The 26,524-nt window shown below is 42.8% G+C and carries 20 protein-coding genes; 15 read left to right on the top strand and 5 right to left on the bottom strand.

Going from position 1 to position 26,524, the window contains the following annotated elements:
* Positions 1–506 precede the first annotated feature (506 nt).
* From sgrR to leuA, 5 genes are all read right to left on the bottom strand, one after another.
* The gene (gene sgrR, locus PR709_RS03500) at positions 507–2,186 is read right to left on the bottom strand and encodes an HTH-type transcriptional regulator SgrR (protein WP_014656422.1); all 1,680 of its coding nucleotides are present in this window, start codon (positions 2,184–2,186) and stop codon (positions 507–509) included.
* 315 nt (positions 2,187–2,501) lie between these two features.
* Complete coding sequence (leuD, locus tag PR709_RS03495) at positions 2,502–3,104, bottom strand: 3-isopropylmalate dehydratase small subunit (RefSeq protein ID WP_272570719.1); 603 nt, start codon at positions 3,102–3,104, stop codon at positions 2,502–2,504.
* A 12-nt stretch (positions 3,105–3,116) separates the two neighbouring features.
* On the bottom strand, positions 3,117–4,520 hold the full coding sequence (leuC, locus tag PR709_RS03490) for a 3-isopropylmalate dehydratase large subunit (protein WP_004921962.1): 1,404 nt from the start codon (positions 4,518–4,520) through the stop codon (positions 3,117–3,119).
* A 1-nt stretch (position 4,521) separates the two neighbouring features.
* The gene (leuB, locus tag PR709_RS03485) at positions 4,522–5,613 is read right to left on the bottom strand and encodes a 3-isopropylmalate dehydrogenase (RefSeq protein ID WP_004921959.1); all 1,092 of its coding nucleotides are present in this window, start codon (positions 5,611–5,613) and stop codon (positions 4,522–4,524) included.
* 2 nt (positions 5,614–5,615) lie between these two features.
* Positions 5,616–7,196, bottom strand: coding sequence for a 2-isopropylmalate synthase (gene leuA, locus PR709_RS03480; protein ID WP_004921957.1), 1,581 nt, complete (start codon positions 7,194–7,196; stop codon positions 5,616–5,618).
* 886 nt (positions 7,197–8,082) lie between these two features.
* Between leuA and leuO the strand changes: the two genes are divergently transcribed.
* From leuO to murG, 15 genes are all read left to right on the top strand, one after another.
* Positions 8,083–9,036, top strand: coding sequence for a transcriptional regulator LeuO (gene leuO / locus PR709_RS03475; RefSeq protein ID WP_004921954.1), 954 nt, complete (start codon positions 8,083–8,085; stop codon positions 9,034–9,036).
* A 288-nt stretch (positions 9,037–9,324) separates the two neighbouring features.
* Complete coding sequence (locus PR709_RS03470; protein ID WP_036943978.1) at positions 9,325–11,106, top strand: AMP-dependent synthetase/ligase; 1,782 nt, start codon at positions 9,325–9,327, stop codon at positions 11,104–11,106.
* Positions 11,107–11,402: 296 nt separating this feature from the next.
* On the top strand, positions 11,403–13,130 hold the full coding sequence (ilvI, locus tag PR709_RS03465; protein WP_004921947.1) for an acetolactate synthase 3 large subunit: 1,728 nt from the start codon (positions 11,403–11,405) through the stop codon (positions 13,128–13,130).
* A 2-nt stretch (positions 13,131–13,132) separates the two neighbouring features.
* Complete coding sequence (gene ilvN, locus PR709_RS03460; RefSeq protein ID WP_004921945.1) at positions 13,133–13,624, top strand: acetolactate synthase small subunit; 492 nt, start codon at positions 13,133–13,135, stop codon at positions 13,622–13,624.
* A gap of 164 nt (positions 13,625–13,788) precedes the next feature.
* Positions 13,789–14,799 carry a catabolite repressor/activator gene (gene cra / locus PR709_RS03455; RefSeq protein ID WP_004921942.1) on the top strand — a complete coding sequence of 337 codons (1,011 nt, stop codon included), beginning with the start codon at positions 13,789–13,791 and terminating at the stop codon, positions 14,797–14,799.
* A gap of 698 nt (positions 14,800–15,497) precedes the next feature.
* On the top strand, positions 15,498–15,956 hold the full coding sequence (gene mraZ / locus PR709_RS03450; protein ID WP_004921936.1) for a division/cell wall cluster transcriptional repressor MraZ: 459 nt from the start codon (positions 15,498–15,500) through the stop codon (positions 15,954–15,956).
* 2 nt (positions 15,957–15,958) lie between these two features.
* A complete protein-coding gene (gene rsmH / locus PR709_RS03445; RefSeq protein WP_004921934.1) occupies positions 15,959–16,909 on the top strand; it encodes a 16S rRNA (cytosine(1402)-N(4))-methyltransferase RsmH in 951 nt (316 codons plus the stop codon).
* 2 nt (positions 16,910–16,911) lie between these two features.
* Positions 16,912–17,232, top strand: coding sequence for a cell division protein FtsL (gene ftsL, locus PR709_RS03440; protein ID WP_004921932.1), 321 nt, complete (start codon positions 16,912–16,914; stop codon positions 17,230–17,232).
* 12 nt (positions 17,233–17,244) lie between these two features.
* Positions 17,245–19,011, top strand: a complete 1,767-nt coding sequence (gene ftsI / locus PR709_RS03435) for a peptidoglycan glycosyltransferase FtsI (protein ID WP_004921927.1) — start codon at positions 17,245–17,247, stop codon at positions 19,009–19,011.
* Positions 18,998–20,485, top strand: coding sequence for a UDP-N-acetylmuramoyl-L-alanyl-D-glutamate--2,6-diaminopimelate ligase (murE, locus tag PR709_RS03430; protein WP_213537389.1), 1,488 nt, complete (start codon positions 18,998–19,000; stop codon positions 20,483–20,485). The genes ftsI and murE overlap by 14 nt, the downstream gene beginning before the upstream one ends.
* Entirely contained in the window at positions 20,482–21,855 is a 1,374-nt protein-coding gene (gene murF / locus PR709_RS03425; RefSeq protein WP_004921921.1) for a UDP-N-acetylmuramoyl-tripeptide--D-alanyl-D-alanine ligase, read from the top strand. The genes murE and murF overlap by 4 nt, the downstream gene beginning before the upstream one ends.
* A complete protein-coding gene (mraY, locus tag PR709_RS03420; RefSeq protein ID WP_004921918.1) occupies positions 21,849–22,931 on the top strand; it encodes a phospho-N-acetylmuramoyl-pentapeptide-transferase in 1,083 nt (360 codons plus the stop codon). Before murF ends, mraY begins: the two co-directional genes overlap by 7 nt.
* A gap of 2 nt (positions 22,932–22,933) precedes the next feature.
* The gene (murD, locus tag PR709_RS03415; protein WP_004921917.1) at positions 22,934–24,259 is read left to right on the top strand and encodes a UDP-N-acetylmuramoyl-L-alanine--D-glutamate ligase; all 1,326 of its coding nucleotides are present in this window, start codon (positions 22,934–22,936) and stop codon (positions 24,257–24,259) included.
* Complete coding sequence (gene ftsW, locus PR709_RS03410) at positions 24,259–25,452, top strand: cell division protein FtsW (protein ID WP_004921913.1); 1,194 nt, start codon at positions 24,259–24,261, stop codon at positions 25,450–25,452. Before murD ends, ftsW begins: the two co-directional genes overlap by 1 nt.
* Entirely contained in the window at positions 25,449–26,522 is a 1,074-nt protein-coding gene (gene murG / locus PR709_RS03405) for an undecaprenyldiphospho-muramoylpentapeptide beta-N-acetylglucosaminyltransferase (RefSeq protein WP_004921911.1), read from the top strand. Before ftsW ends, murG begins: the two co-directional genes overlap by 4 nt.
* Positions 26,523–26,524: the final 2 nt, after the last annotated feature.

Here is a 26,524-nt window from a genome sequence, read left to right as displayed (position 1 = left end):
AGTATATCACTTTTTATAAGAGATATTTAATTTGCTGATATATAAGGAAATAATTCAGTCTATTAAAAAATAATCCTCAAAGAAAAATAGGTTATTCATGTTCATCCCATAATAATCACAGGATCATTCACTAGGTTATCCACAGAATTATTGGATAACTGTGAAAAACTTTAATTACTGTGTGTATTTACAGGCTTGACTTACGTGGTTTTTTGAACTTAATCACATAAATTGGGCAAGTTAAGCACATTACTTGTGGATAAATCATACATTGATTGATCTTTGCGCATTTGAACTCCTAAAGCATAAAGTCGAAAAGATAAACTGTGTATAAAGAGAGGGTGATTGATTCATCCTATTGTTTTTAATGAAGTTAATTAGTTTTCTTGTTTTCTGTTAAAAAACAGGGGAAGGGATATACCCTGATTACTAGCGGGTTGTTCACATGGATATCCACAGAAAAAGTGAATAACATCCTTATTATTCACTCTCAGTGTTTATAACTTTTATGATTTCTGTGTATTATCCTCAGTAGGTTGAAACCATGCAGATTTAAAATCAAACCAACCAAAGGTATTCATGCGTGCTCCGCGCATGGTTTTTTGGCCTTGCAACTCTAGCCAATGGTGAAAAATAGGGTGAAAAATTTGTGTGTCAATGAGGCTTTCACACCAAGATTCGACATGCAGCTCCTGCCGACGCCATTTTGATAACGCCTCAGAGAGCGTAGAGCCTAAACATTTGCGCAATAGTGGCATTTCATACAAGGTGGCAAAAATAGAAAATTCGAGCGGTTTAAAGAAGTTAGCGGTAGCAAGCCAAATATCGCTCTCGACAGTGCCATTAAACCACTCAGGATAATCAACAATGTTGATTTTTAGATCAACGCCTTGAGTTTTCAACACACGTTTCATGATTTGGCTAATAGAATAAAATTCATGGTGTTGATGATAGAAAGTGACGGTGAGTTCCGTTAAATCAGCAGGCTTAGGTAACTGTGTGAGCATTCGGCTATGATGCCAATGTAGCAATAATCCGTAAGCAGGCGCCCAATGCCGCTGATAGAAGGATTCACAGTGAGCTAATAAATTGATTGGTGTTAAAAAACTACACAGCCATTTACGTATATCGCTACGTCTGGAAAGCTCAGAGCGTTGATCCATTAATAAAAAGTAGCATCCTTCTTCCATTCTGCTTTCTAATGAATCATTAGGTTTATTATCGCTGTCCATTTTCAACGTGGTACAGACCATCTGCTCAGATAGTTCAGGCACCACCCAAATGGTCACTTCATCAAGGAGTGCTCGATAACCAAAATAGCGATCAAATGCGGTAATAGTGAGTTTTTGAGGCAGGTTTTTCTCAACGAAAAAAGGGCCGGTACCAATTGGCATTTTGTCAAAATTATCAATGGACTCCCACTCTTTAGGAATAATTGCTGCATGGGGGCTACCAAGTAGCAAAGGGAGTTGTTTATCCACTTCACTTAATTGAATATCGATGACATTAGGGAGAGGAGAGGTAACCGATTGGATGTGTGAAAACAGAGGCCAACAATGTCGTAAACGCATAAGCGAACTGATGATGTCATCGACTAACATTTCTCTACCATGATGAAAGTAGATGCTAGGCCTTAAATAAAAGCGCCATTCAGTATCACTTATCGCCTGCCAATGATGTGCGATACCATTTTCAACTTCCCCTTTTTCCTCATTTATATGGGTTAAGCCATTAAATATTTGGCTCATTAAATGAATTTCTGAACGCCGCATAGGTGTTCCCGGTAATAAATTGGGGAAGTCTCGATAGTAGATAATACGTAATAAATTTTTACCTTGCCGATAGCTTCTTTCTAATTCGGAGAGCACCATTTGGCGAATAGTTTCTTTATCGCCGACTAAGGCAACCAATTTTTCTATGCTCTCTTCTTTTAATAGGCGCTCTGCTTGGGCTTGCTGTAGCTCTAATCCATTAACATGAAACAGAAGGGTAGAACGCTTTCCTCTACCCGCTTCGGCTTGCCAACTAAGCCATCCATGAGACTGCATACTATTGAGCAAGGTACGTACATGGCGTCGAGAACAAAACAGGGTATCTGCAATATGCTGCAATGTGGTTTCACTGTCTTGCCCCTGAAAATGTTGCCACAGACGAACAAATTGTGTTTGTAAACGAGAACTGGTCATAAAAGAGGAACTCCGCTGGCGATTGTATCAATTTTTATTTCCTAATATCCGTTGATAATAGATACCAGTATGTAGCTCGTTTGGTCTGTTAGTTGACAGACTGACTCCCCGAATTATTGAGTAATGGTAATTTACCAGCCGATAGCATCATTATCGGCTTTTTTATTACCTTTATTTTGATGGCAATTTTTTAATGATTATACCTAATAATAGGGATAATTTTAAAAGAGATTAACCCTCTATGGTAAATTTATTCACTATTTTACAATAAAAAACGCCTGCGATTGGCAGGCGTTTGGGGCAGCGTTTTTGCTCTTAACGCATAAATGAAGGGATATTTTGCTCATATTGACGGATTTGATCAGCATGTTGCAGCGTTAAGCCAATGCTATCAAGGCCGTTCATCATGCAGTGGCGGCGGAAGCCATCAATATCAAATCGATAAGTCTTTTCACCCGCCTTGACCGTTTGCTTTTCTAAATCAACAGTGAATTGGCAGCCTTCATTGCCCTTCACATAGTTAAACATTTCGTCGACTTCTGCTTCGCTCAATTTAATCGGTAACAACTGGTTATTGAAAGAGTTACCATAAAAAATATCAGCAAAACTCGGCGCGATGACGACTTGAATGCCAAAGTCTGTTAAAGCCCATGGAGCATGCTCTCTCGATGAGCCACAACCAAAGTTTTCACGCGCAAGTAAAATCGTCGCCCCCTTAAAAATGGGTTTGTTTAACACAAAATCAGGGTTGGGCTGTTGGCCTGCATCATCAAGAAAGCGCCAGTCATGAAACAGATGTTGCCCGAACCCTGTGCGAGTCACTTTTTGTAAAAACTGTTTTGGAATAATGGCATCAGTATCGACATTCGCTACATCTAAAGGGGCAACAATGCCAGTATGGGTGATAAATTTTTCCATGAATGATCTCCTTTAGATTTGGATATCGCGAACATCCGCGAAATGCCCGTTGATTGCTGCCGCTGCCGCCATTGCTGGGCTAACTAAGTGGGTGCGTCCAGCACGGCCTTGGCGACCTTCAAAGTTACGGTTACTGGTCGATGCGCAACGTTCGCCGGGGTTTAAGCGGTCATTGTTCATTGCAAGGCACATGGAGCATCCAGGTAAACGCCATTCAAAACCTGCATCAATAAAGATCTTATCTAATCCTTCTTGCTCAGCTTGGGCTTTAACAGGTCCAGAGCCTGGAACAACAATCGCCTGTACCCCTGAAGCCACTTTTTTACCTTTTGCGATAGCGGCGGCTGCACGCAAATCCTCAATGCGTGAGTTAGTGCAAGAACCAATAAACACTTTATCAATCTTAACGTCAGACAATTTAATGCCCGATTCTAACCCCATATAAGCTAATGCTTTTTCTGCCGATGCGCGTTCTACTGGGTCACTAAAAGAGTCCGGAGATGGGATCGGTTCATTGATGGCAATCACTTGACCAGGGTTCGTTCCCCAAGTGACCTGCGGTGCGATTTCGCTGGCTTGCAAGGTGACAATTTTATCGAATTGTGCACCTTCATCGGTTTTTAATGTTTTCCAGTAAGCAACGGCGTCATCCCACTCTTGGCCTTTAGGGGCAAATTGGCGACCTTTCATATAATTAAAGGTAGTTTCATCTGGTGCAATGATCCCGGCCTTCGCCCCTAATTCGATGGCCATATTACACACTGTCATACGGCCTTCCATGCTGAGGTTTTCAATGGCTTCACCACAAAACTCAACAATATAACCTGTGCCACCCGCGCTACCAGTTTTACCAATAATCGCCAAGACGATATCTTTTGCGGTGATCCCCACAGGTGCTTTACCAACAACTTCAATTTTCATCGTTTTGGCTCGAGCCTGTTTCAGGGTCTGTGTCGCCATGACGTGCTCAACTTCAGAGGTTCCGATACCAAACGCCAATGCACCGAATGCACCGTGTGTTGCTGTATGTGAATCCCCACACACAATAGTCATTCCCGGCAAGGTAATGCCTTGCTCAGGCCCCATAACATGCACAATCCCCTGATAAGGGTGGTTGAGATCATATAAAGTAACGCCAAATTCTTGGCAGTTTTTCATCAACTCTTGCATTTGAATGCGTGCCATATCACCGCAGGCGTTGATATCTTTCGTTTGAGTGGAAACGTTATGATCCATCGTTGCAAATGTTTTGCTTGGTTGGTGCAACGGACGGTTTTTCGTTCTCAGTCCATCAAATGCTTGAGGTGAGGTGACTTCATGAACCAGATGGCGATCGATATAGATAAGCGGGATCTCATTATCCACTTCGCGCACAACGTGAGCATCATATAATTTCTGATATAAAGTTTTGGCCATGTTACACCCCTTCGGCGATATAACGGGCGATAATATCACCCATTTCACTGGTACTGACTGATTTGCCCCCTCCCGCTAAGTCAGCGGTACGGTGACCATTTTCTAACGCTTTATTTACAGCCCTTTCAATGGCATCAGCGGCATCACTTTGATTCAAACTGAATCGTAATAACATAGCGGCTGATAAAATTTGGGCGATTGGGTTAGCGATATTTTTACCTGCAATATCTGGGGCAGAGCCACCAGCAGGTTCATATAAGCCAAAGCCTTCTTCATTAAGACTGGCTGACGGTAGCATTCCCATTGAACCTGTGATCATTGCGCACTCATCTGAAATGATGTCACCAAACAGGTTTGAACACAGCACGACATCAAATTGAGAAGGTGCTTTGATCATCTGCATCGTCGCATTATCAATATACATATGACTAACAGACACATCAGGGTATTCTTTCGCGATTTGATTCACGACTTCACGCCATAATACAGAGCTTTGTAATACGTTGGCTTTGTCAATTGACGTCACTTTATGGTTACGTTTACGCGCAGATTCAAATGCAATACGAGCAATCCGCTCTATTTCATAGCGATGGTAAACCTCAGTATCAAAAGCATATTCATCTTGACCTTCGCCTTTACGACCTTTTGGTTGACCAAAATAGATACCGCCAGTCAACTCACGCACACAGAGAATATCAAAGCCTTGTGCTGCAATATCAGCTCTTAATGGGCAAAATGCTTCTAATGCCTGGTACAAACGAGCCGGACGTAGATTACTAAATAATTTAAAGTGTTTGCGTAATGGCAGTAATGCGCCTCGCTCAGGTTGACTATCGGGTGGCAAATTTTCCCATTTAGGGCCACCAACAGAGCCAAACAGAACGGCATCTGCACTTTCGCAACCCGCGACTGTTGCTTCTGGCAGCGGTTTGCCATGGCGGTCAATTGCAATACCACCAACGTCATACTCTTTTGTTGTGATAGATAATGCAAAGCGCTGGCGGATCGCATCTAACACTTTATGGGCTTGGGCCATAACTTCAGGGCCAATGCCATCTCCAGGCAATACGGCAATATGATAGCTTTTAGACATTGTTATACAGCTTCCTTTGTATTGGATTGTGATTCTTTTTGATTTATTTTTTGTTTTTCTTTTTCAACTTGTTCAGAGCGCCAAATACTATTCAATACGTGCACCATTGCTTTGGCTGACGATTCGACGATATCCGTTGCCAAGCCCATTCCGTGGAAACGGCGGTTAAAACATTCCACGACAATATCCACTTGACCTAACGCATTTTCCCCTTGGCCTTTCGCTGACAATTTATAAGAAACCAATTTAATAGGGTAATTGGTGATATTGCTAATCGCTTGGTAAATAGCATCGACAGGGCCATTTCCTGTTGCCGCTTCTGATTTAACCTCTTCACCGCAACGCATTTTGACGGTAGCTGTGGCGACAACGCTAGAGCCTGACTGAGTACTGAAATAATCCATCGAAAAATGGTCGGTATCATCTTGTTGACTAGCGAAGAAGGCCAGAGCTTCCAAGTCGTAATCAAACACTTGGCCTTTTTTATCCGCTAAACTTAAGAAGGCGGTATACAACTCATCCAAGTTGAAATCTTTCCCTTCTTGATACCCCATTTCTTCCATACGATGTTTAACCGCAGCACGGCCAGAGCGGGAAGTTAAGTTCAATTGAATCGCTTTTAAGCCGATGGATTCCGGTGTCATGATTTCATAGGTTTCACGGTTTTTCAGCACACCGTCTTGGTGAATACCGGATGAGTGAGCAAAGGCATTGCTACCAACAACCGCTTTATTGGCTGGAATAGGGGTGTTGCATAATTGACTAACTAATTGGCTGGTACGATAAATCTCTTTGTGATTGATGTTGGTATGGACGTTTAACATTTGCTCGCGCAATTTAATCGCCATGATCACTTCTTCTAAGGCGGTATTACCAGCGCGTTCACCTAACCCATTAATCGTTCCCTCAACTTGGCGAGCCCCCGCTTGGACGGCAGTGATAGAGTTGGCAACAGACATACCTAAGTCATCATGGCAGTGAACTGAAATGATGGCTTTATCAATATTTGGTACTTTTTCATATAAAGAGGTGATGATCCCACCGAATTGGTAAGGGGTTGTGTAACCGACAGTATCTGGAATATTGATGGTTGTCGCGCCAGCTTTAATGGCTGCTTCAACAATGCGGCATAAGTTATCAATATCAGTACGGCCCGCATCTTCACAAGAAAACTCAACATCATCAGTATAACGTCTTGCGCGTTTGATAGAGTCGATAGCCATGTCCATCACCCCATCAAATGTTTTATTCAATTTCTTTTCGACGTGTAAATTTGATGTCGCTAAAAAAATGTGGATGCGGAATGCTTCGGCAACTTTCAATGATTCAGCGGCCACATCAATATCATTTTGTACGCATCGCGCTAATGCACAAATACGGCTGTTTTTGATTTCACGAGCGATAGTTTGTACTGACTCAAAGTCTCCCGGTGAAGAGACGGGGAAACCAGCTTCAATGATATCGACCCCAAGGCGCTCTAAAGCAAAAGCGATTTGCAATTTTTCTTTAACGGATAAACTTGCCTGTAATGCCTGCTCGCCATCACGTAACGTGGTGTCGAATATAATGACTTGATCGCTCATGTTGTGTTCCTCTTATACAGAATTTGTCGTTATATTTTTGCGGTGCCGGCAGGCATAAAAAAACCCGCGGCTAGCGCGGGTTTTTATGTTTCTGGACTGTGAGTTTCCTATCTTCCGTCCATAAGCATACCGCGCACATTGGATGCGAGTAGTAGTAGGCTTAGTAGGCGGATAGAAGTTGTCATTTTCACAGTCTCTAAATTTGGTTTTAATCAATCTGTATTTATTGATACGTGATCTTTTCTTGGCTGTCAACTTTAGTTTTTTTCGTCAATTTTGGAGAATGATGAATCATCACTAATACTTGGTGATTGTGACTAATTTCTATATTTTTAGTGATGTTTTTCCCTATATTTTACCGATAAGTTAGGGGTAAAATTCTTTTTATGAAAGAGCTGGGCTGAAACATAGCATAAACTGATGGTTTGGTTGCTTTTTGAACTGCTCTGTGAGGGGGAAAACGATAACATGAGATATAAAAATAAATTTTAATTATAGTTTTTATTAAATAAATTATTTAGTAAATGAATTATTTAAAATTAATCTGATAATGGGATAGTATCGTGGTTGTTGATGATATTTATTATGATTTATTTTTAGAATTGTTTTATTATTTTGATGCTAACAATAATAGTTTTAAATGATTTGATAAAACTTATTATGTCGATGAATACCTTCGTTTCATTATCGTATCTATATTGTGTTGCTAAAATGATAGGTAATATAATAGAAGCGTCGTTTTAATAAATGCAGGGAACGCGAAATAGCTTATCATTGATAAGTTTTTTGAAGAATAATATTTAATGAATTTATAAAAACCTTATTTATTTAAGGGGAGATGATTTTCATTAATTAAAAATGATAAATATCTTTATTGGAGTACATAATGACTGATTTTGATACGGCTTCACCAGCTAAAAAAGAGAATAATGACATCAATTTGCGAAATGTTGATCTCAACTTACTCACCGTTTTTGATGTGGTTATGCAGATGCAAAACGTAACAAGGGCAGCACAGGTATTAGGCATGTCTCAACCTGCCGTGAGTAATGCTGTATCCCGTTTAAAATCAATGTTCAATGATGAGCTTTTTGTCCGCTATGGACGCGGTATACAACCGACATCCCGCGCTAAACAGTTGTTTGGGCCGGTTAGGCAAGCTCTACAACTCGTTCATAATGAGTTACCGGGGGCTGGTTTTGACCCTAAATTAAGTGAGCGAGTATTTAATCTTTCTATTTGTTCTCCATTAGATATTCGTTTAGCTGCCGTTATCGTTGAAAAATTCAAACAAGTATCACCAAATATTAATGTACGTATTCATTGTTTCTTAGATAATAACATTGAGCATAAATTAAAGTACCAAGAGACAGATTTTTCGGTAAGCTATAATCAATTCGAAAAAAGCGAATATCAACATCAGGTTTTATTTAATGATGAGTTAGTTGTCGTGGTCGCCAATGATCATCCACGAATTCACGGTAATGTTACGCAAGAATTATTAATTAATGAAAAGCATGCCGTGATGTCAATGGATAATATGGGGTCCTTTAGTAAGCCTTATTATCATAATACAGAGTTATCACATACAATTAGCTATCAGGGCACGGATTTAAATAGTGTTTTAAATATCGTTTCTTTAACTGATTTAGTGGCAATTGTGCCAAAATGGCTTGTTGAAAACTCAGCAAATAAACTTCAATTACGAACAGCCGCTTTGCCATGGGCAGAAAATACGCGCCCTTGCTATTTAACGTGGCATGAATCAACGGCTCGGGATAAAGGGCATCAATGGATGAAGTCACAATTTTGCCAACTAATCACTGAATTACCTATGTAGCATTGGCTTAATCATCCGCTGAAATCGCGGCAGTTGCACGGTTTATGATTAACTCATCATGGTAAAACTCTATGATGAGTTATGTTACCTGACTAACATTTGCAAAATATTTACATAATATCTCTTTTCACGACACTCTTTCACCTATACACTCAAATCATTCAGCTAACACTTGTAAGCTGAAATAATTAACTGGTGAAGCGCTTCGTGGGTTTACCGAGCGGCTTCAGTTAACAAATGTACTATAGGAAAAACATTTTGATTACTGAAAATCTATATCCATACCATATGGTCAATCGCTTGCACAGCCGGTTTAATGCCGCTGATTCAGCGACTCGGATAGCTTTCAGTCAATGGCATAATGGGCAACAGAGTGATCTAACATGGAAAGAGGTTGAACAGCACTCTTTTGCCATTGCTCGCCGCCTTTTGGCACTCAATGTTGAAGTACAAGAAAATATTGGGTTATTTGCGCATAACAGTATGAATTGGGCTTTGGTGGATCTTGCGGTCTTACAGTTAAAAGCCGTTACTGTACCTTTATATGCGACCAGCAGTGTTGAACAAGCTGCTTATATTATTAATGATGCAAATATTCGTATTCTATTTGTTGGTGAGCAAGAGCAATACCAAGTTGCATGCCAACTAAAATCACGCTGTCCTCAATTAACCACTATCGTGGTGCTGAATGAGGATGTTGAATTAGTCGATGGAGAACTGGTTTCTGTTCACCTATCAAATTTTATCGCGCAAGCAGAGCCTGAATACCAAGACGAGCTAAATCAACGTATTGCGGCTCACCATCTGAGTGATCTTTTCACCATCATCTATACATCGGGTACGACAGGGGAGCCTAAAGGGGTCATGTTGGATTATTACAATATGGCGGCGCAGCTCTATCTTCATGACCAGCGTTTGAAGTTAAACATCGATGATGTTTCATTAAGTTTTCTACCGTTATCACATGTTTTTGAGCGCGCTTGGAGCTTCTATGTCATGCATACAGGTGCTCGCAATGTTTATCTCACTGATACTAATGCGGTTAGGGATGCATTGACACAAGTTAAACCTACCGTGATGTGTGCGGTGCCTCGTTTTTATGAAAAAGTGTATAGCGCTGTACAAAGTAAGGTTGCTAAAGCACCACTTATGCGTCGTTTGTTATTTAAATGGGCAATCGCACAAGGCAATAAAAGGGTTAAAGCGCTGGCACAAGGTAAGCAGCTAAATGCGCTGAATCAGTCATTGTTTAATTTAGCCGACAGGTTAGTGTTAACAAAGCTACGCCAACTGTTAGGTGGACGTATTCGCTTTATGCCTGCCGCCGGTGCTCGTTTAGATGATGATGTTATCGCCTTTTTTCTCGCAGTAGGCGTGAACATCAAATATGGTTATGGGATGACAGAAACTTGTGCGACGGTGTCATGTTGGGAAGAGGGGGAATACCCATTAGGCTCTATCGGCACACCGTTGTCATCGGTTGAGGTACGTATTGGCGATAATAATGAGATTCAGGTAAAAGGGCCTGTGGTCATGAAAGGCTATTATCATCGCCAAAAAGAGACAGAAGATGCATTTACCCCTGACGGCTGGTTAAAAACTGGGGATGCAGGTGAAATCGATGCTCAAGGTAATTTGTATATTACCGACCGCTTAAAAGATTTAATGAAAACCTCAAATGGGAAATATATTGCACCACAAATGATCGAAGGGGTGTTAGGCCAAGACCGGTTTATCGAGCATATCGCCGTTATCGCGGATGCGCGTAAATTCGTTTCGGCGCTGATCGTACCTTGTTATGATTCATTAGAAGAATATGCGCGTTCGATCAATTTAAAATATCGTGATCGATTAGAGCTATTAAAAGATTCGAATATTGTGGCTCTGTTTGAAAATCGCTTAAAAGAGCTACAGAAAAATATCGAAAATTTCCATCAGGTTAAGCGTTTTACGTTACTCCCGGCTAATTTTTCCATGGAAAAAGGGGAGCTCACACCAACCTTAAAGCTGCGTAGAAAAATTATTTCAGAGCGTTATCACTCTGAAATTGAATCAATGTACCGCGAATAATTCCTCAATAGAGCCGGATAACACATAGCATGATATCCGGCTTCTCTTTGTACTCTTTTTCATCGCTTTATAGTGATATTTTCCACCATTCTTCCTTTTCTTGGTTAATTCAACCAATAATCTGAGTAGATAAAGATAATATTCAAAGTTGTCATGTTTGCTTAATAAATGGTGTTTGCGTCACCTTAGACACAACGATATGTTAATAGCAGTCATAACTACGGCAGAAATGACAATACATAGTAGAGGACTGTCATACCTCTGTTAACTTGTAAAAATAGTCTGGGGGCAAACTCATGGAGATGTTGTCGGGAGCAGAAATGGTCGTCAAGTCTTTGATTGACCAAGGTGTAAAGCATGTATTTGGGTATCCAGGTGGTGCTGTTTTAGATATCTATGATGCACTTCATACGGTAGGCGGTATTGATCACATCCTCGTTCGCCATGAACAAGCCGCGGTTCATATGGCGGATGGTTATGCACGCTCAACAGGAGAAGTCGGGGTGATTTTAGTGACCTCGGGTCCTGGTGCGACAAATGCAATTACAGGGATTGCGACGGCATACATGGACTCTGTTCCTTTGGTTGTTTTATCAGGACAAGTAGCAAGCTCCTTGATTGGGAATGATGCATTCCAAGAGTGTGATATGGTGGGAATATCTCGCCCAATTGTAAAACACAGCTTTTTAATTAAAAAAGCCGAAGACATACCTGAAACCATTAAGAAAGCCTTCTATATCGCTGCAAGTGGTCGTCCAGGTCCTGTGGTTATCGACTTACCTAAAGATACGGTTAATCCGGCAAACAAATACCCTTACCGCTATCCTGAAGCGGTTTCTTTACGCTCTTATAACCCAACCCTTCAAGGGCACAAAGGGCAGATTAAAAAAGCGTTAACAAAATTGATTGCGGCGCAGAAACCTGTTTTCTATATCGGTGGAGGGGCAATCAACGCAAATTGTTCGGCTGAAATCATCGCATTAGCAGAAAAACTGCAACTGCCTGTTGTATCAACACTCATGGGGCTAGGGGCATTTCCAGAAACCCATCACCAGTCAGTTGGGATGCTTGGTATGCACGGTACATATGAAGCCAATAAGGTGATGCATAATTCTGATGTTATTTTTGCTGTTGGTGTGCGTTTTGATGATAGGACAACGAATAATCTTGAAAAATATTGTCCGAATGCAACCGTGATCCAAATTGATGTCGACCCAACCTCTATTTCTAAAACCGTTAATACAGATATTCCGATCGTAGGGGATGCTAAGCTGACACTTCAGCAAATGTTGAGTCAGCTCGATCAAGTTTCCACCAAACAAAATAGCCAAGCATTAAAAACATGGTGGAAAGAGATTGAAACTTGGCGAGAGAGAAAATGCCTCCGTTATGAAACCAATAGCCAAAAAGTGAAACCTCAGCAAGCGATTGAAACCATTTACCGCCTGACAAATGGTGAGGCGTATGTCACTTCTGATGTTGGGCAGCATCAAATGTTTGCCGCACTGTATTACCCATTTGATAAGCCTCGCCATTGGATTAATTCAGGGGGCTTAGGCACCATGGGCTTTGGTTTACCTGCCGCTTTGGGGGTTAAATTAGCACATCCACAATCTACGGTTATCTGTGTTACTGGCGATGGCAGTATTCAAATGAATATCCAAGAACTGTCGACCGCAATGCAATATGGTTTACCGGTGGTTGTGTTGAATCTCAATAATGGGTTTTTGGGGATGGTTAAGCAGTGGCAAGATATGATTTATCAAGGCCGCCATTCTCAATCTTATATGCAATCGCTTCCTGATTTCGTCAAACTTGCAGAAGCTTATGGTCATGTAGGTATTTCGATTCATTCCCCCGATGAACTCGAAGAAAAATTAAAACAAGCACTGGTAGAAGTGAATGAAAACCAACGCTTAGTTTTTGTGGATATTAACGTTGATGAAACTGAACATGTTTACCCAATGCAGATACGTGGTGGTGCAATGGATGAAATGTGGCTGAGTAAAACAGAGAGGACCTGATCATGCGTCGTATTTTATCCGTCTTACTAGAAAATGAATCGGGGGCACTTTCCCGTGTTATTGGGCTGTTTTCTCAACGTGGTTATAATATCGAAAGTTTAACGGTTGCACCTACCGATGACCCAACACTGTCACGTATGACCATTCAAACAAAAGGTGATGCAAAGGTGCTTGAGCAGATTGAAAAGCAACTGCATAAGTTAGTCGATGTCTTACGTGTAAGTGAACTAACGGCTTCAGCACATGTTGAACGTGAGATCATGCTAGTTAAACTGCAAGCATCGGGTTATGGCCGCGATGAAATTAAACGTTGCTCCGATATTTTCCGCGGTCAAATCGTTGATGTAACGCCTACGCTGTATACCGTTCAGCTAGCGGGAACAAGCGATAAACTGGACGCATTCATTGAAGCAGTCCGTGGCGTTGCTGAAATTGTTGAAGTTGCACGCTCAGGTATTGTTGGTGTTTCACGTGGCGATAAAATTATGCGGTGAAAAATTTATCGGCTGAAGGTAGAATACCATTGCATAGAGCCCCGATTGATTCGGGGCTTTAACCGTTGGCGGCTATTTTAGCTTGGCTACGGTTATCAGGGATTGTAAAAAATAAATAGTAAAATCAATATGTTGGTTTTATCTGATAACACAAAGAGGTTAACGTGAAACTGGATGAAATAGCCCGTTTAGCGGGGGTATCTCGCACAACGGCTAGTTATGTGATCAACGGCAAGGCCAAGCAGTATCGAGTCAGCGATAAAACTGTAGAAAAAGTGATGGCTGTTGTCAGAGAGCACAATTACCATCCAAATGCTGTAGCAGCAGGGCTACGTGCAGGGAGAACACGTTCGATTGGGCTAGTGATCCCCGATCTCGAAAACACAAGTTATACTCGCATTGCTAATTATCTTGAGCGTCAAGCACGTCAGCGTGGCTACCAACTGTTGATTGCCTGTTCAGAAGATCAGCCCGATAACGAAATTCGTTGCGTTGAGCACCTTCTACAACGCCAAGTTGATGCGATTATTGTTTCAACGGCGCTGCCACCTGAACATCCTTTTTATCAGCGTTGGGCCAACCGTTCTTTGCCGATTATTGCGTTAGATAGGGCGCTAGAACAAGAGCACTTTATTAGCGTTGTCGGGGATGACCAAGAAGATGCATTGATGCTCTCTACGGAGTTGAGGCAATTTTCCGCGGAGTCAGTCTTGTATCTTGGCGCTCTGCCAGAATTATCGGTGAGCTACCTTCGTGAACAAGGTTTTAGAAAAGGCTGGCAAGGTGATGCTCGTGAGGTCAAGTATCTCTATGCAAATAGCTATGAGCGGGCGTCAGCGGCGGAGGTCTTTGCTGACTGGTTAGATAAAGGCAATCAGATGCCTGATGCACTCTTTACAACCTCATTTTCGCTGTTACAGGGGGTGTTAGATGTTGCATTGAAGCGTGATGGTCGTCTACCTGAGCATATGGTAATTGCAACGTTTGGTGACAGTGAGTTGCTGGACTTTTTAGGTTGCCCTGTTTTATCACTTGCACAACGTCACAGAGATATTGCTGAGCGTATTTTAGAACTGGTGTTGGCAAGTTTAGATGAAAAACAAAAACCGGATGCAGGGATTACTCGTATTCGTCGTGATCTGTGCCGACGCGGTAGCCTCGGGCGCAAACAGTAAAATATCATTTAAATAATAAAAACCAGACAAAAAGTCAGGTTGAATATTAAGTGATATCGATCACGTTTATAAGTATTATGTTAGCCCCAAAGTAAATGGGGCTTTTTATTTCATGCTAAAAATAAGTAAATATTTAACTTTAGGACTATTCTTAACGAGGTAAATCTAATTTATCATTGTAAAGAAAATAAAATAAAAAAATTTGATTTAAGAAATAATTTTTAAATCAAAGAAAGCACGTAAAATTTTATTTATTGTAAAATACTGGCTATTAAAACAGTATTTTAATTATATGAAATATATGGTTTTTATTTTTCTGTGAGGCTGTTATCGATAATATTTACCTTTATTAAACATTCACGGTTATTTTGAAAGTAAAGAATCGGTTAACGATATACTGATTAAAAATGAGACATATAAAGGAAATATCATCATTTGAGTGTTTTTTCATCAGTAAAATAGAGTTTACGTAATATTTGCTCTTTTGTTGAAAATAAATGAATTATATCAATCCGTTATTCCTCATTTTATCTCCGAAGTAGATTTTACCCACTCTTATCTTTTCTGAATTGTTCTGTAAATAAAGCAAAAGCTAGGCGCGTCTGGCTTGACAACGTTTTCCTACCATTCGTAAACTTTATAAGTGGAGAATTGTGGGGTAAAGTGGGTAAATAGGAAATAAAGAGGTTTTACTGGGTATGTTTCGTGGGGCAACACTGGTAAATCTCGACAGCAAAGGGCGGCTTACCGTGCCTACCCGATATCGGGGAATGTTGAGCGAGGAATCTAAGGGGCAGATGGTTTGTACTATCGACCTCCACCAGCCATGCCTGCTGCTTTACACTTTACCTGAGTGGGAAATCATCGAAGAAAAGCTCTCTCGCCTATCAACCATGAATCCAGCAGAAAGACGTGTCCAACGACTTTTGTTGGGACATGCCAGTGAATGTCAAATGGATAGCTCAGGGCGTCTTTTGTTAGCCAGCACGCTACGTCAACATGCAGGGCTAACAAAAGAGGTCATGCTAGTAGGCCAAATAAATAAATTTGAACTTTGGGATGAACAGACTTGGTATCAGCAAGTGGAAGAGGATATTGCCGCTGAACGACAAACCCAAGAACCACTGTCAACCCGTTTACAGGATTTGTCACTATAAACATGACACAGCAACAATTTAAACATGTAACAGTACTGCTTGATGAAGCAGTAAATGGCCTAAATATTAAACCAAACGGTATTTATATTGATGGAACTTTTGGGCGTGGTGGGCATTCAAGGCTGATTTTAAGCCAGCTAAACGAGCAAGGGCGTCTGATTGCTATCGATCGTGATCCAGAGGCGATTAAAGCAGCGCAAGAAATTGATGACCCTCGCTTTATGATCAAGCATGGCCCATTTTCTGCAATTGCAGAGTATGTAGAAGAAGAAGGGCTAGTTGGCAAAATTGATGGCGTATTACTGGACTTAGGGGTGTCATCCCCCCAACTGGATGATCCTGAGCGTGGTTTTTCATTTATGCGTGATGGGCCGTTGGATATGCGTATGGATCCAACGAAAGGGCAGTCAGCCCAACAATGGCTAATGAATGCACAAGCTGATGACATCGCATGGGTTTTGAAAACTTTTGGAGAGGAACGTTTTGCAAAACGCATTGCGAAAGCCATCGTTGAGCGTAACCACAATCCAGAAGAAACACCTTTAACGAGAACTCGTGAGTTGGCTGAATTGATCGCTAAAGTCAGCCCTATCAAAGAGCGTCATAAGCACCCTGCAACGCGAAGTTTTCAAGCAATACGTATTTACATTAACAGTGAGTTGGAAGAAATAGAGCAGGCGCTTGAAGGTGCTGTCTCTGTATTAGCACCGGAAGGACGTCTTTCGGTGATCAGTTTCCATTCATTGGAAGATAGGCTAGTGAAGCGGTTTATTCGTCAAAATAGCAAAGGGCCTAGTGTTCCTGCTGGCATCCCTCTTACGGAAGCTCAAATACGAGAACTGGGCGTCGCTAAGCTGCGTGAAGTGGGCAAAATGAAGCCTTCAGACGCTGAAATTGACGAAAACCCAAGGGCACGTAGTTCTGTACTGCGTTTTGCACAGAGGACACTGTAATTATGGTTCCAGAAAGGCATAGTCTTGGGAAAGTGATTGGTCGTGACCTTTTTCGTCATGGGGTAATTCCTTTGATTTTGCTAGTGGCCATCATTATTAGCGCTATTTTTGTGGTCACAACTGCCCATGAAACGCGTTTGCTAACGGCAGAAAAAGACAAGTTATATGAAGAGAAAGATGCGCTGGATATTGAATGGCGTAACTTGATCTTGGAAGAAAACGCATTGGGAAGTCATAGCCGAGTTGAACGTTTATCGGTGGAAAAGTTGCAGATGGTTCATGTTGAACCTTCTCAAGAAAATATCATTGTCTCTAAGCAGTAGATAAGGTTACGAATGAAAGCACCTAAGTCAGCTAGGAATAAAAAACAGTCTGAAAATACCAGCTTTGTTAGCTGGCGTTTTGCCTTGTTGTGCGGCGGTATTCTACTGGCTTTAGTCGGGCTTTTAGTGCGTGTAGCTTATCTACAAATCATTTCGCCTGAAAAGTTAGTTAAAGAAGGGGATATGCGCTCCCTACGTGTTCAAGAGGTCTCTACAGCACGTGGCATGATAAGCGATAGGGAAGGGCGGCAACTGGCTGTTAGTGTGCCTGTTAATGCGATTTGGGCTGACCCAAAAGTGGTATTTGAAAAAGGTGGGGTGAACAATGATGAACATTGGAAAGCGCTCGCTGATGCATTGGAGATCCCACTTGAGCAGATCACCGCTAAAATTTCTGCCAATCCAAAAGGGCGCTTTGTATACCTCGCTCGTCAAGTCAACCCTTCTATTGGCGAATACATCACGAAACTAAAATTACCCGGTATCTATTTACGCAAAGAGTCACGCCGTTACTACCCCTCAGGGCCTGTTGCAGCGCACTTAATTGGTGTGACAAATATTGATGGCGAAGGGATAGAAGGCGTCGAGAAGAGCTTTGAGCGCTGGTTAAAAGGGGAGCCAGGTGAGCGTATTGTTCGTAAAGACCGTAATGGGCGTGTGATTGAAACGGTTTCTTCCGTTGATAGCCAAGCGGCTCATAACTTAGTGCTAAGTATTGATGAACGCATTCAATCTATCGTTTATCGTGAATTAACGAAAGGTGTTCAGGAAAACAAAGCTGAATCAGGTGTTGCCATTTTAGTGGATGTGCACACGGGGGAGATTTTAGCGATGGCGAATAGCCCATCCTATAACCCGAACAATTTGGCAGGAACCCCCATGGATGCTATGCGTAACCGTGCGATCACCGATATTTTTGAACCGGGTTCAACGGTCAAGCCGCTCGTCGTTATGAGTGCATTAAATAACCGTATTGTCAAAGAAAATACCGTATTGAATACCTATCCATATCGAGTTAATGGTCATGAAATCAAAGACGTAGCTCGTTATCCTGAATTATCAATTACAGGTATTTTACAGAAGTCGAGTAACGTGGGTGTTTCAAAACTGGCGTTAGCGATGCCTGCCACAGAGCTGGTGGATGTGTATAGCCGCTTTGGGTTTGGCAAGCCGACTAATCTGGGGTTAGTCGGGGAAAGTAGTGGCATCTTTCCAAGTAAAAAAACACGGTGGTCTGATTTAGAAAGGGCCACCTTTTCTTTCGGGTATGGGCAAATGGTAACACCGTTACAGTTAGCCCGTGCCTATGCAACAATTGGTAGTTTCGGGATTTATCGCCCGCTATCGATTACTAAAGTTGACCCTCCTGTGCCGGGAACACGCGTTTTTCCTGAGCATATAATGCGCACCGTTGTGCACATGATGGAAAGTGTTGCCTTGCCGGGTGGTGGGGGAACAAGAGCCTCAATAAAAGGCTATCGTATCGCGATAAAAACAGGTACTGCGAAAAAAGTAGGGCCGGAAGGGCGCTACATTAATCAATATATTGCTTATACCGCAGGCGTCGCGCCTGCAAGTAACCCACGCTATGCCCTTGTCGTTCTTATCAATGAGCCTAAAGCGGGTAAATATTATGGTGGTGCAGTATCGGCACCCGTGTTTGGTTCAATTATGGGCGGTGTTTTACGCATGATGAACGTTGAACCCGATGCACTACAAACAGACGATAAAAACGACACAGTTCTTAACAGAAAAGAGGTTAAAAGTGGCAGATCGTAATCTTTGTGATCTTCTTTCGCCATTTGGCGTTAGCACAGCAAATGTCTCGTTACGTGAGATGACATTAGACAGTCGTAAGGCGGCTGCCGGTGATCTGTTTATCGCAATTAAAGGCCATCAATCAGATGGTCGACACTATATTTCTCAAGCGATCGCCCAAGGGGTCGCCGCGGTGGTTGCAGAAGCGCATGGTGAAGCCGCTGAAGGTGAAATTCGTTATATCCACGGCGTTCCCGTTGTTTACCTAAATGATCTGAATAGTCGCCTATCAGCATTAGCGGGGGCATTTTATCAACATCCTGCTGAAAAAATGAAATTGGTTGGGGTGACAGGCACTAATGGTAAAACGACGACAACTCAACTGATCGCGCAGTGGGCACAAGGATTAGGTGAAACCAGTGCTGTCATGGGGACCGTAGGGAATGGTTTACTTGGGCAAGTTGCGCCGAGTGAAAACACCACAGGTTCCGCTGTGGATATTCAAGTTGAGTTGACTCAGTTATTGAAGCAGAAGGCTACATTAACCGCGATGGAAGTCTCCTCTCACGGCCTTGTGCAAGGTCGCGTAGCTGCCTTATCTTTCGATGCCGCAGTATTTACAAATTTAAGCCGTGACCATTTAGATTACCATGGTGATATGGAAAGTTATGAAGCGGCGAAATGGTTACTGTTTTCGACACATCAAACCAAAGCGCAAATTATTAATGCTGATGATGATGTGGGTCTAAAATGGTTACAGCGTTTACCGCAAGCTTGCGCCGTTTCTATGGAACAACGAATTCCTGAGCAATGGCAAGGGCCATGGTTACAAGCAACAGCGGTTGAATATCATGATCGCGGAGCAACCATTCAATTTACCTCATCATGGGGCAACGGAACGTTAGAAAGCCCATTGATGGGCGCATTTAACGTCAGCAACTTATTGTTAGCTATGGCAACACTGCTGACGATGGATTATTCGTTAGAACAGCTATTAGAGGCATCATCATCTCTTTCACCAGTATGTGGTCGAATGGAAGTGTTTAGTGCGCCAAACAAACCAACCGTGGTTGTTGATTATGCGCACACACCGGATGCACTCGAAAAAGCGTTGGCGGCAGCACGCTTACATTGTAAAGGCCAATTATGGTGTGTCTTTGGTTGCGGGGGAGACCGTGATAAAGGCAAGCGACCTTTGATGGGCGCAGCGGCAGAAGAGTGGGCGGATAAAGTCGTTATTACTGATGATAACCCGCGCAGTGAAGAGCCGTTAGATATTATCAATGACATTATGGCGGGGATCCTCGATTCAAGTCGAGTTCTTGCGATCCCAGGGCGTGCGGAAGCGGTTACCAGCTCAATCATGCAGGCAAATGCGGATGATGTGATTGTGATCGCAGGTAAAGGCCATGAAGATTATCAAATTATCGGTCATCGCCGTTTAGATTATTCAGATCGCCTAACCGTTGCAAGGCTATTGGGGGTGTTAGCATGATCCCCTTAACGTTAGCTCAACTGGCGGCCGTGACGGCTGGGCGTTTATTTAATGCTGAAGGTATTGATGCCGCTACACTGACATTAAGTGAAGTGAGTACAGATAGCCGCCAAATTGGTCAAGACTGCTTATTTATCGCCTTAAAAGGTGAGCGTTTTGATGCCCATGACTTTGCCCCTTCTGTGGTTGAAAATGGCGCCGTTGCATTACTGGTTGAGCGTGAGCTTGATGTTGATTGCCCACAGGTTATTGTGGCGAACACTCGTCTTTCTATGGGGCAACTTGCTGCATGGGTGCGCAAGCAAAGCCAAGCGAAAGTAGTCGGTTTAACAGGCTCCTCGGGGAAAACCTCTGTTAAAGAGATGACCGCATCCATTTTATCTCAGCGTGGCAAAACCCTGTATACAGCGGGTAACTTAAATAATGATATTGGTGTGCCATTAACGCTATTTCGGCTAACTCACGAATATGATTATGCCGTAATTGAAATGGGGGCGAATCATCCAAATGAAATCGCCTATACCACGAATATCGTGAAGCCTGAGAGTGCACTGGTGAATAATTTATTTGCAGCACATCTTGCCGGCTTTGGTTCACCTGAAGGTGTGGCTCGCGCAAAAGGGGAAATTTACCAAGGTCTACCTGACGAAGGTACCGCGATTGTTAACCTTGATAGTTATTCGCCACATTGGCAATTTCAACCGCGGCAAACCGTGTGGTATTACTCGCTGAAGCCACAAGACAAAGCGGATTTCTATCCATCGGATATTGAAGTTAAACAACTTTCAACAAACTTTACGTTGCATACGCCAGTTGGGCAAATTGCAATCACATTGCCTTTACCGGGGATGCATAACATTGCCAATGTCCTTGCGGCAAGTGCGCTTGCCATTTCAGTTGGCGCAACGCTGGAAGATATTCGCAATGGGTTAGCGACGACGAAAGCAGTGCCGGGGCGTTTATATCCGGTACAACTGAGTCCAACAAAAGTGGTATTGGATGACACTTATAACGCGAATGATGGCTCAATGATTGCAGCAATTAATGTTTTAGCTAAAATGCCCGGCTATCGTATTTTGATTGCAGGTGATATGGGCGAGCTTGGCGATTACGCACAAGATTGTCATCAACGAGTTGGCATTGCGGCAAAAGATGCAGGTCTGGATAAAGTACTGAGTGTGGGTACGCTGAGCGAAATGATCAGTCAATTCAGTGAATGTGGTGAGCACTTTGCATTCAAAAAAGATTTATTAACCCGACTGATTCCGCTAGTCCAGCAGAATGAAGTTGTTTCTATTTTAGTTAAAGGTTCACGTAGCTCCGCGATGGAAGATGTCGTGAATGCATTAAAGGAGTGCTTTGCATGTTAGTCTGGCTTGCCGAAATATTGGTGCATCATTTTTCTGTTTTTAACGTCTTTTCTTATCTGACGTTCAGAGCCATTGTCGGTTTGCTAACGGCACTCGCTATCGCGTTATGGATGGGGCCACGTTTAATTACCTATTTACAAAAAATGCAGATTGGTCAAGTCGTTCGCGATGTAGGGCCTGAGTCTCACTTTAGTAAACGTGGCACACCTACAATGGGCGGCATACTGATTCTATTTTCAATCAGTATATCGGTGTTGTTGTGGGCACGTTTAGATAATCCCTATGTTTGGTGTGTCCTGTTGGTATTGGTGGGGTATGGCCTTGTAGGCTTCGCTGATGACTACTTAAAAGTGGTTAGAAAAAATAGCCGAGGCTTAATTGCTCGCTGGAAATATTTTTGGCAATCCGTCATTGCGCTCATTGTTGCTTTTTCAATGTATGCAGTCGGTAACGAGACGCCAGCGACACAATTAGTCGTACCTTTCTTTAAAGATGTGATGCCTCAACTGGGAATGCTTTATATTCTGCTGGCTTACTTTGTGATTGTTGGAACCAGTAATGCCGTTAACTTAACTGACGGTCTTGATGGTTTAGCAATTATGCCAACAGTATTCGTTGCGGCAGGGTTTGCTTTGGTCGCGTGGGCGACAGGTAACGTTAACTTTGCGAGTTACTTGCATATTCCATTCTTGCCACACGCTGGTGAACTAGTGATCGTCTGTACGGCTATTGTTGGTGCGGGATTAGGTTTCCTATGGTTTAACACTTACCCAGCACAAGTCTTTATGGGGGATGTAGGTTCTTTAGCACTCGGAGGCGCTCTAGGTACTATCGCAGTTCTACTACGCCAAGAGTTTTTGTTAGTCATTATGGGTGGCGTGTTTGTTGTAGAAACATTATCAGTCATCTTACAAGTGGGTTCTTTCAAATTACGTGGTCAACGTATATTCCGTATGGCACCAATTCATCATCATTATGAGTTGAAAGGGTGGCCGGAACCACGCGTAATTGTGCGTTTTTGGATTATTTCCTTAATGCTAGTCCTGATTGGGTTAGCAACATTGAAGGTACGTTAAACATGGCTCGTATTCAGGGTAAACAGTATCAAGGTAAAAAAGTGGTGATTATCGGGTTAGGCCTAACAGGCCTATCCTGTGTGCACTTTTTCTTATCACAAGGTGTCATTCCACGTGTGATAGATACTCGTTCTGCCCCACCTGGCGTAGAGCAATTACCTAGCAATGTCGAATATCACCATGGCAGTTTAAATAACTCATGGTTACAAGAAGCTGATTTGATTGTCGCAAGTCCGGGTATTGCTCTAGCGACACCTGAGTTGCAACAGGCGGCTAATAAAGGCATTGAGATTGTTGGCGATATTGAGCTGTTTTGTCGTGAGGCTGATGCACCAATCATTGCCATTACTGGTTCTAACGGTAAAAGCACGGTGACTTCTTTAGTCGGGGAAATGGCAAAAGCCGCAGGTATCTCTGTTGGTGTGGGTGGCAATATTGGTATTCCTGCATTATCCCTACTGAACCAAGGTCACCAGCTTTATGTGCTTGAGTTATCAAGCTTCCAATTAGAAACCACATCCAGTTTACAAGCCTTAGCGGCAACCGTACTGAATGTGACAGAAGACCATATGGATCGCTATCCATTAGGGTTAGCGCAGTATCGCGACGCTAAATTACGTATTTATCATAATGCGGCGAATTGCATTGTGAACGCGCAAGACCCACTGACGTTACCACGAGATAGACGTCATGAAGCGTGTATCAGCTTTGGGGTCGATAGTGGTGATTATTATTTTGATACACAACAGCGTTTATTAGTTGCGAAAGGGCAAGCCATCATTGATGTTGCCGATATGCATTTGACTGGGCAACACAATTACACGAATGCGCTGGCAGCGCTTGCACTGGCAGATATTGCAGGCATAGAGCGTAAGGCTTGCTTGGATGTACTGAAAAATTACGCTGGATTAATGCACCGTTTCCAACTGGTGTTATTGAACAACGGAGTACGTTGGATTAACGACTCTAAAGCGACCAATGTGGGTAGCACGGAAGCCGCACTAAATGGCTTAAAAGTGGATGGAACACTGCATCTGCTATTAGGTGGTGATGGTAAAGCTGCCGATTTTTCACCCTTAAAGCCGTATCTTGCCCAAGATAATGTGCGTGTGTACTGCTTTGGTCGTGACGGTAAAGCTCTAGCCCAATTGGAGCCTGAAAAATCTGTGCTGACGGAAACGATGGAGCAGAGCATGCGTTATTTGGCTCCACATTTAAAATCAGGCGATATGGTTTTACTGTCTCCAGCTTGTGCAAGTATCGACCAATTTAAAAACTTTGAGCAGCGAGGGATGATTTTTGCTCAGTTAGCGAAGGAGTTAGGCTGATGACTATACCAGGTGCTGTGCGTATAAAAAACTGGGTGCTTGGTGAAAAGGGTGGCGTTATTGCTGGCTCAACACTCTATGACCGCACCTTGGTATGGCTGGCACTTGGCCTCGCTGCAATCGGTTTTATTATGGTGACATCGGCATCCATGCCGGTGGGGCAAAGATTGACAGAGGATCCTTTTTATTTTGCCAAGCGTGATGCCGTTTATTTAGCCATTGCCTTTGTTTTAGTGTTAGGCGTGATGCGGATCTCAATGGCAGTTTGGGAAAAATACAGCTTTGTATTGTTAATGGTCTCCCTGCTGTTATTAGCGGTAGTACTGGTTGCAGGGAGCTCTGTCAACGGTGCGTCGCGTTGGATTGATATCGGTATTGTTAAAATTCAGCCGGCTGAGTTATCTAAATTAGCTCTATTTTGCTATGTATCCAGTTACTTAGTAAGAAAGTCAGAGGAAGTGAGAACACGCTTCCTTGGTTTTGTAAAACCAATGTGTATCTTGATTGTGATGTCATCATTATTGCTACTACAGCCTGACTTGGGAACCGTTATCGTACTAGTCGTCACCACCCTTGGGTTGCTCTTCCTTGCCGGAGCAAGATTGGCCCCCTTTATTATTGGGATTGCGGCGTGTGTTGTCGGGGTATTAGCACTGATTTGGTTTGAGCCTTACCGTTTGCGCCGAGTGACATCATTTTTGAATCCATGGGAAGACCCGTTTGGTAGCGGTTATCAGCTTACCCAATCATTAATGGCATTTGGTCGAGGTGAGTTAGTTGGGCAAGGGTTAGGGAACTCAGTCCAAAAACTGGAATATTTACCAGAAGCGCATACGGACTTTATTTTTTCGGTTTTAGCTGAGGAGCTTGGCTATATTGGCGTTGTGTTGGTGTTATTGATGGTATTTATGCTGGCATTTCGCGCAATGATGATAGGCCGTCGAGCTTTATTAGCTAACCAATTATTTGCTGGCTATTTAGCGTGTTCGATAGGTATTTGGTTTACCTTCCAAGCATTAGTTAATGTTGGGGCTGCTGCCGGTATGTTACCGACGAAGGGGTTAACATTGCCATTGATCAGCTATGGTGGCTCAAGCCTATTAATTATGTCTGCTGCTATTGCCGTGTTATTACGTGTCGATTTTGAAACACGTCTGCAAAAAGCGCAGGCGTTTGTAAGGAGTGTTAAATGAGTCAAGCAAAAAGGTTATTAGTCATGGCTGGTGGTACTGGGGGGCATGTATTCCCAGGTTTAGCTGTGGCCCATTATTTGCAGGCTCAAGGCTGGGAAATCCGTTGGTTAGGCACAGCCGATCGCATGGAAGCAACGTTAGTACCGCAACATGGTATTGAGATTGAATTTATACGGATATCAGGGCTTAGAGGTAAAGGCGCGTTAGCATTGGCTGCCGCGCCTTGGCGGATCTTTAAAGCGATACGCCAAGCAAAAGCCATTATCAAACAATATCAACCTGACGCTGTACTCGGTATGGGCGGATATGTTTCAGGGCCTGGTGGGATTGCGGCTTGGTTATCAGGTGTACCTGTGGTGCTACATGAACAAAATGGGATTGCAGGTTTAACGAATAAATGGTTGTCAAAAATTGCAAAACGAGTACTTCAAGCGTTCCCCGGTGCTTTTGCGGATGCGCCAATTGTTGGCAATCCAGTACGAAAAGATGTCTTAGCGCTGCCACTGCCCGAGGAGCGATTATCGGATCGCGACGGTAAAATACGCGTACTGGTTGTAGGTGGTAGTCAAGGCGCGCGTATTTTGAACCAAGTAATGCCAGAGGTTGCTGAAAAAGTAGGCAAACAGTTAAATATCTGGCATCAAGCGGGAAAAGGCAGTAAGGAAACTACAGAAGCGTTGTATAATGAACGGCTAAAAAATTCAGTTAATTCCGAGTATAAAGTTACGGAGTTTATTGATGATATGGCTCAGGCGTATGCATGGGCGGATATTGTGGTTTGCCGTTCTGGAGCGTTAACGGTCAGTGAAATTGCCGCAGCAGGGTTACCTGCGATTTTTGTGCCATTTCAGCATAAAGATCGTCAACAGTATTGGAATGCGCTTCCGCTAGAAAAGGCGGGAGCGGCAAAAATCCTTGAGCAACCACAATTTACTGCGGATAACGTTGCTAGCCTATTGGCGCAGTGGGATAGGCAAGCATTATTATCGATGGCGAAAAAAGCACGTTCTTGTGCTATCACCGACGCGACAGAGCGTGTAGCGGCAGTAATCAGTGAAGTGGCTAAATAGTT

The organism is Providencia sp. PROV267 (assembly GCF_028477825.1).
In the GTDB taxonomy this organism is placed as follows: domain Bacteria; phylum Pseudomonadota; class Gammaproteobacteria; order Enterobacterales; family Enterobacteriaceae; genus Providencia; species Providencia stuartii.
The sequence above is the reverse complement of the archived record's forward strand: the minus strand, read 5'-3'. Positions and strand labels throughout refer to the sequence as shown.

What these genes read in the sequence shown, in the direction of transcription:
- sgrR (WP_014656422.1), bottom strand. Translation starts at nt 2,186, where the DNA reads ATGACCAGTTCTCGTTTACAAACACAATTTGTTCGTCTGTGGCAACAT.
- leuD (WP_272570719.1), bottom strand. Translation starts at nt 3,104, where the DNA reads ATGGAAAAATTTATCACCCATACTGGCATTGTTGCCCCTTTAGATGTA.
- leuC (WP_004921962.1), bottom strand. Translation starts at nt 4,520, where the DNA reads ATGGCCAAAACTTTATATCAGAAATTATATGATGCTCACGTTGTGCGC.
- leuB (WP_004921959.1), bottom strand. Translation starts at nt 5,613, where the DNA reads ATGTCTAAAAGCTATCATATTGCCGTATTGCCTGGAGATGGCATTGGC.
- leuA (WP_004921957.1), bottom strand. Translation starts at nt 7,196, where the DNA reads ATGAGCGATCAAGTCATTATATTCGACACCACGTTACGTGATGGCGAG.
- leuO (WP_004921954.1), top strand. Translation starts at nt 8,083, where the DNA reads ATGACTGATTTTGATACGGCTTCACCAGCTAAAAAAGAGAATAATGAC.
- PR709_RS03470 (WP_036943978.1), top strand. Translation starts at nt 9,325, where the DNA reads ATGGTCAATCGCTTGCACAGCCGGTTTAATGCCGCTGATTCAGCGACT.
- ilvI (WP_004921947.1), top strand. Translation starts at nt 11,403, where the DNA reads ATGGAGATGTTGTCGGGAGCAGAAATGGTCGTCAAGTCTTTGATTGAC.
- ilvN (WP_004921945.1), top strand. Translation starts at nt 13,133, where the DNA reads ATGCGTCGTATTTTATCCGTCTTACTAGAAAATGAATCGGGGGCACTT.
- mraZ (WP_004921936.1), top strand. Translation starts at nt 15,498, where the DNA reads ATGTTTCGTGGGGCAACACTGGTAAATCTCGACAGCAAAGGGCGGCTT.
- rsmH (WP_004921934.1), top strand. Translation starts at nt 15,959, where the DNA reads ATGACACAGCAACAATTTAAACATGTAACAGTACTGCTTGATGAAGCA.
- ftsL (WP_004921932.1), top strand. Translation starts at nt 16,912, where the DNA reads ATGGTTCCAGAAAGGCATAGTCTTGGGAAAGTGATTGGTCGTGACCTT.
- ftsI (WP_004921927.1), top strand. Translation starts at nt 17,245, where the DNA reads ATGAAAGCACCTAAGTCAGCTAGGAATAAAAAACAGTCTGAAAATACC.
- murF (WP_004921921.1), top strand. Translation starts at nt 20,482, where the DNA reads ATGATCCCCTTAACGTTAGCTCAACTGGCGGCCGTGACGGCTGGGCGT.
- mraY (WP_004921918.1), top strand. Translation starts at nt 21,849, where the DNA reads ATGTTAGTCTGGCTTGCCGAAATATTGGTGCATCATTTTTCTGTTTTT.
- murD (WP_004921917.1), top strand. Translation starts at nt 22,934, where the DNA reads ATGGCTCGTATTCAGGGTAAACAGTATCAAGGTAAAAAAGTGGTGATT.
- ftsW (WP_004921913.1), top strand. Translation starts at nt 24,259, where the DNA reads ATGACTATACCAGGTGCTGTGCGTATAAAAAACTGGGTGCTTGGTGAA.
- murG (WP_004921911.1), top strand. Translation starts at nt 25,449, where the DNA reads ATGAGTCAAGCAAAAAGGTTATTAGTCATGGCTGGTGGTACTGGGGGG.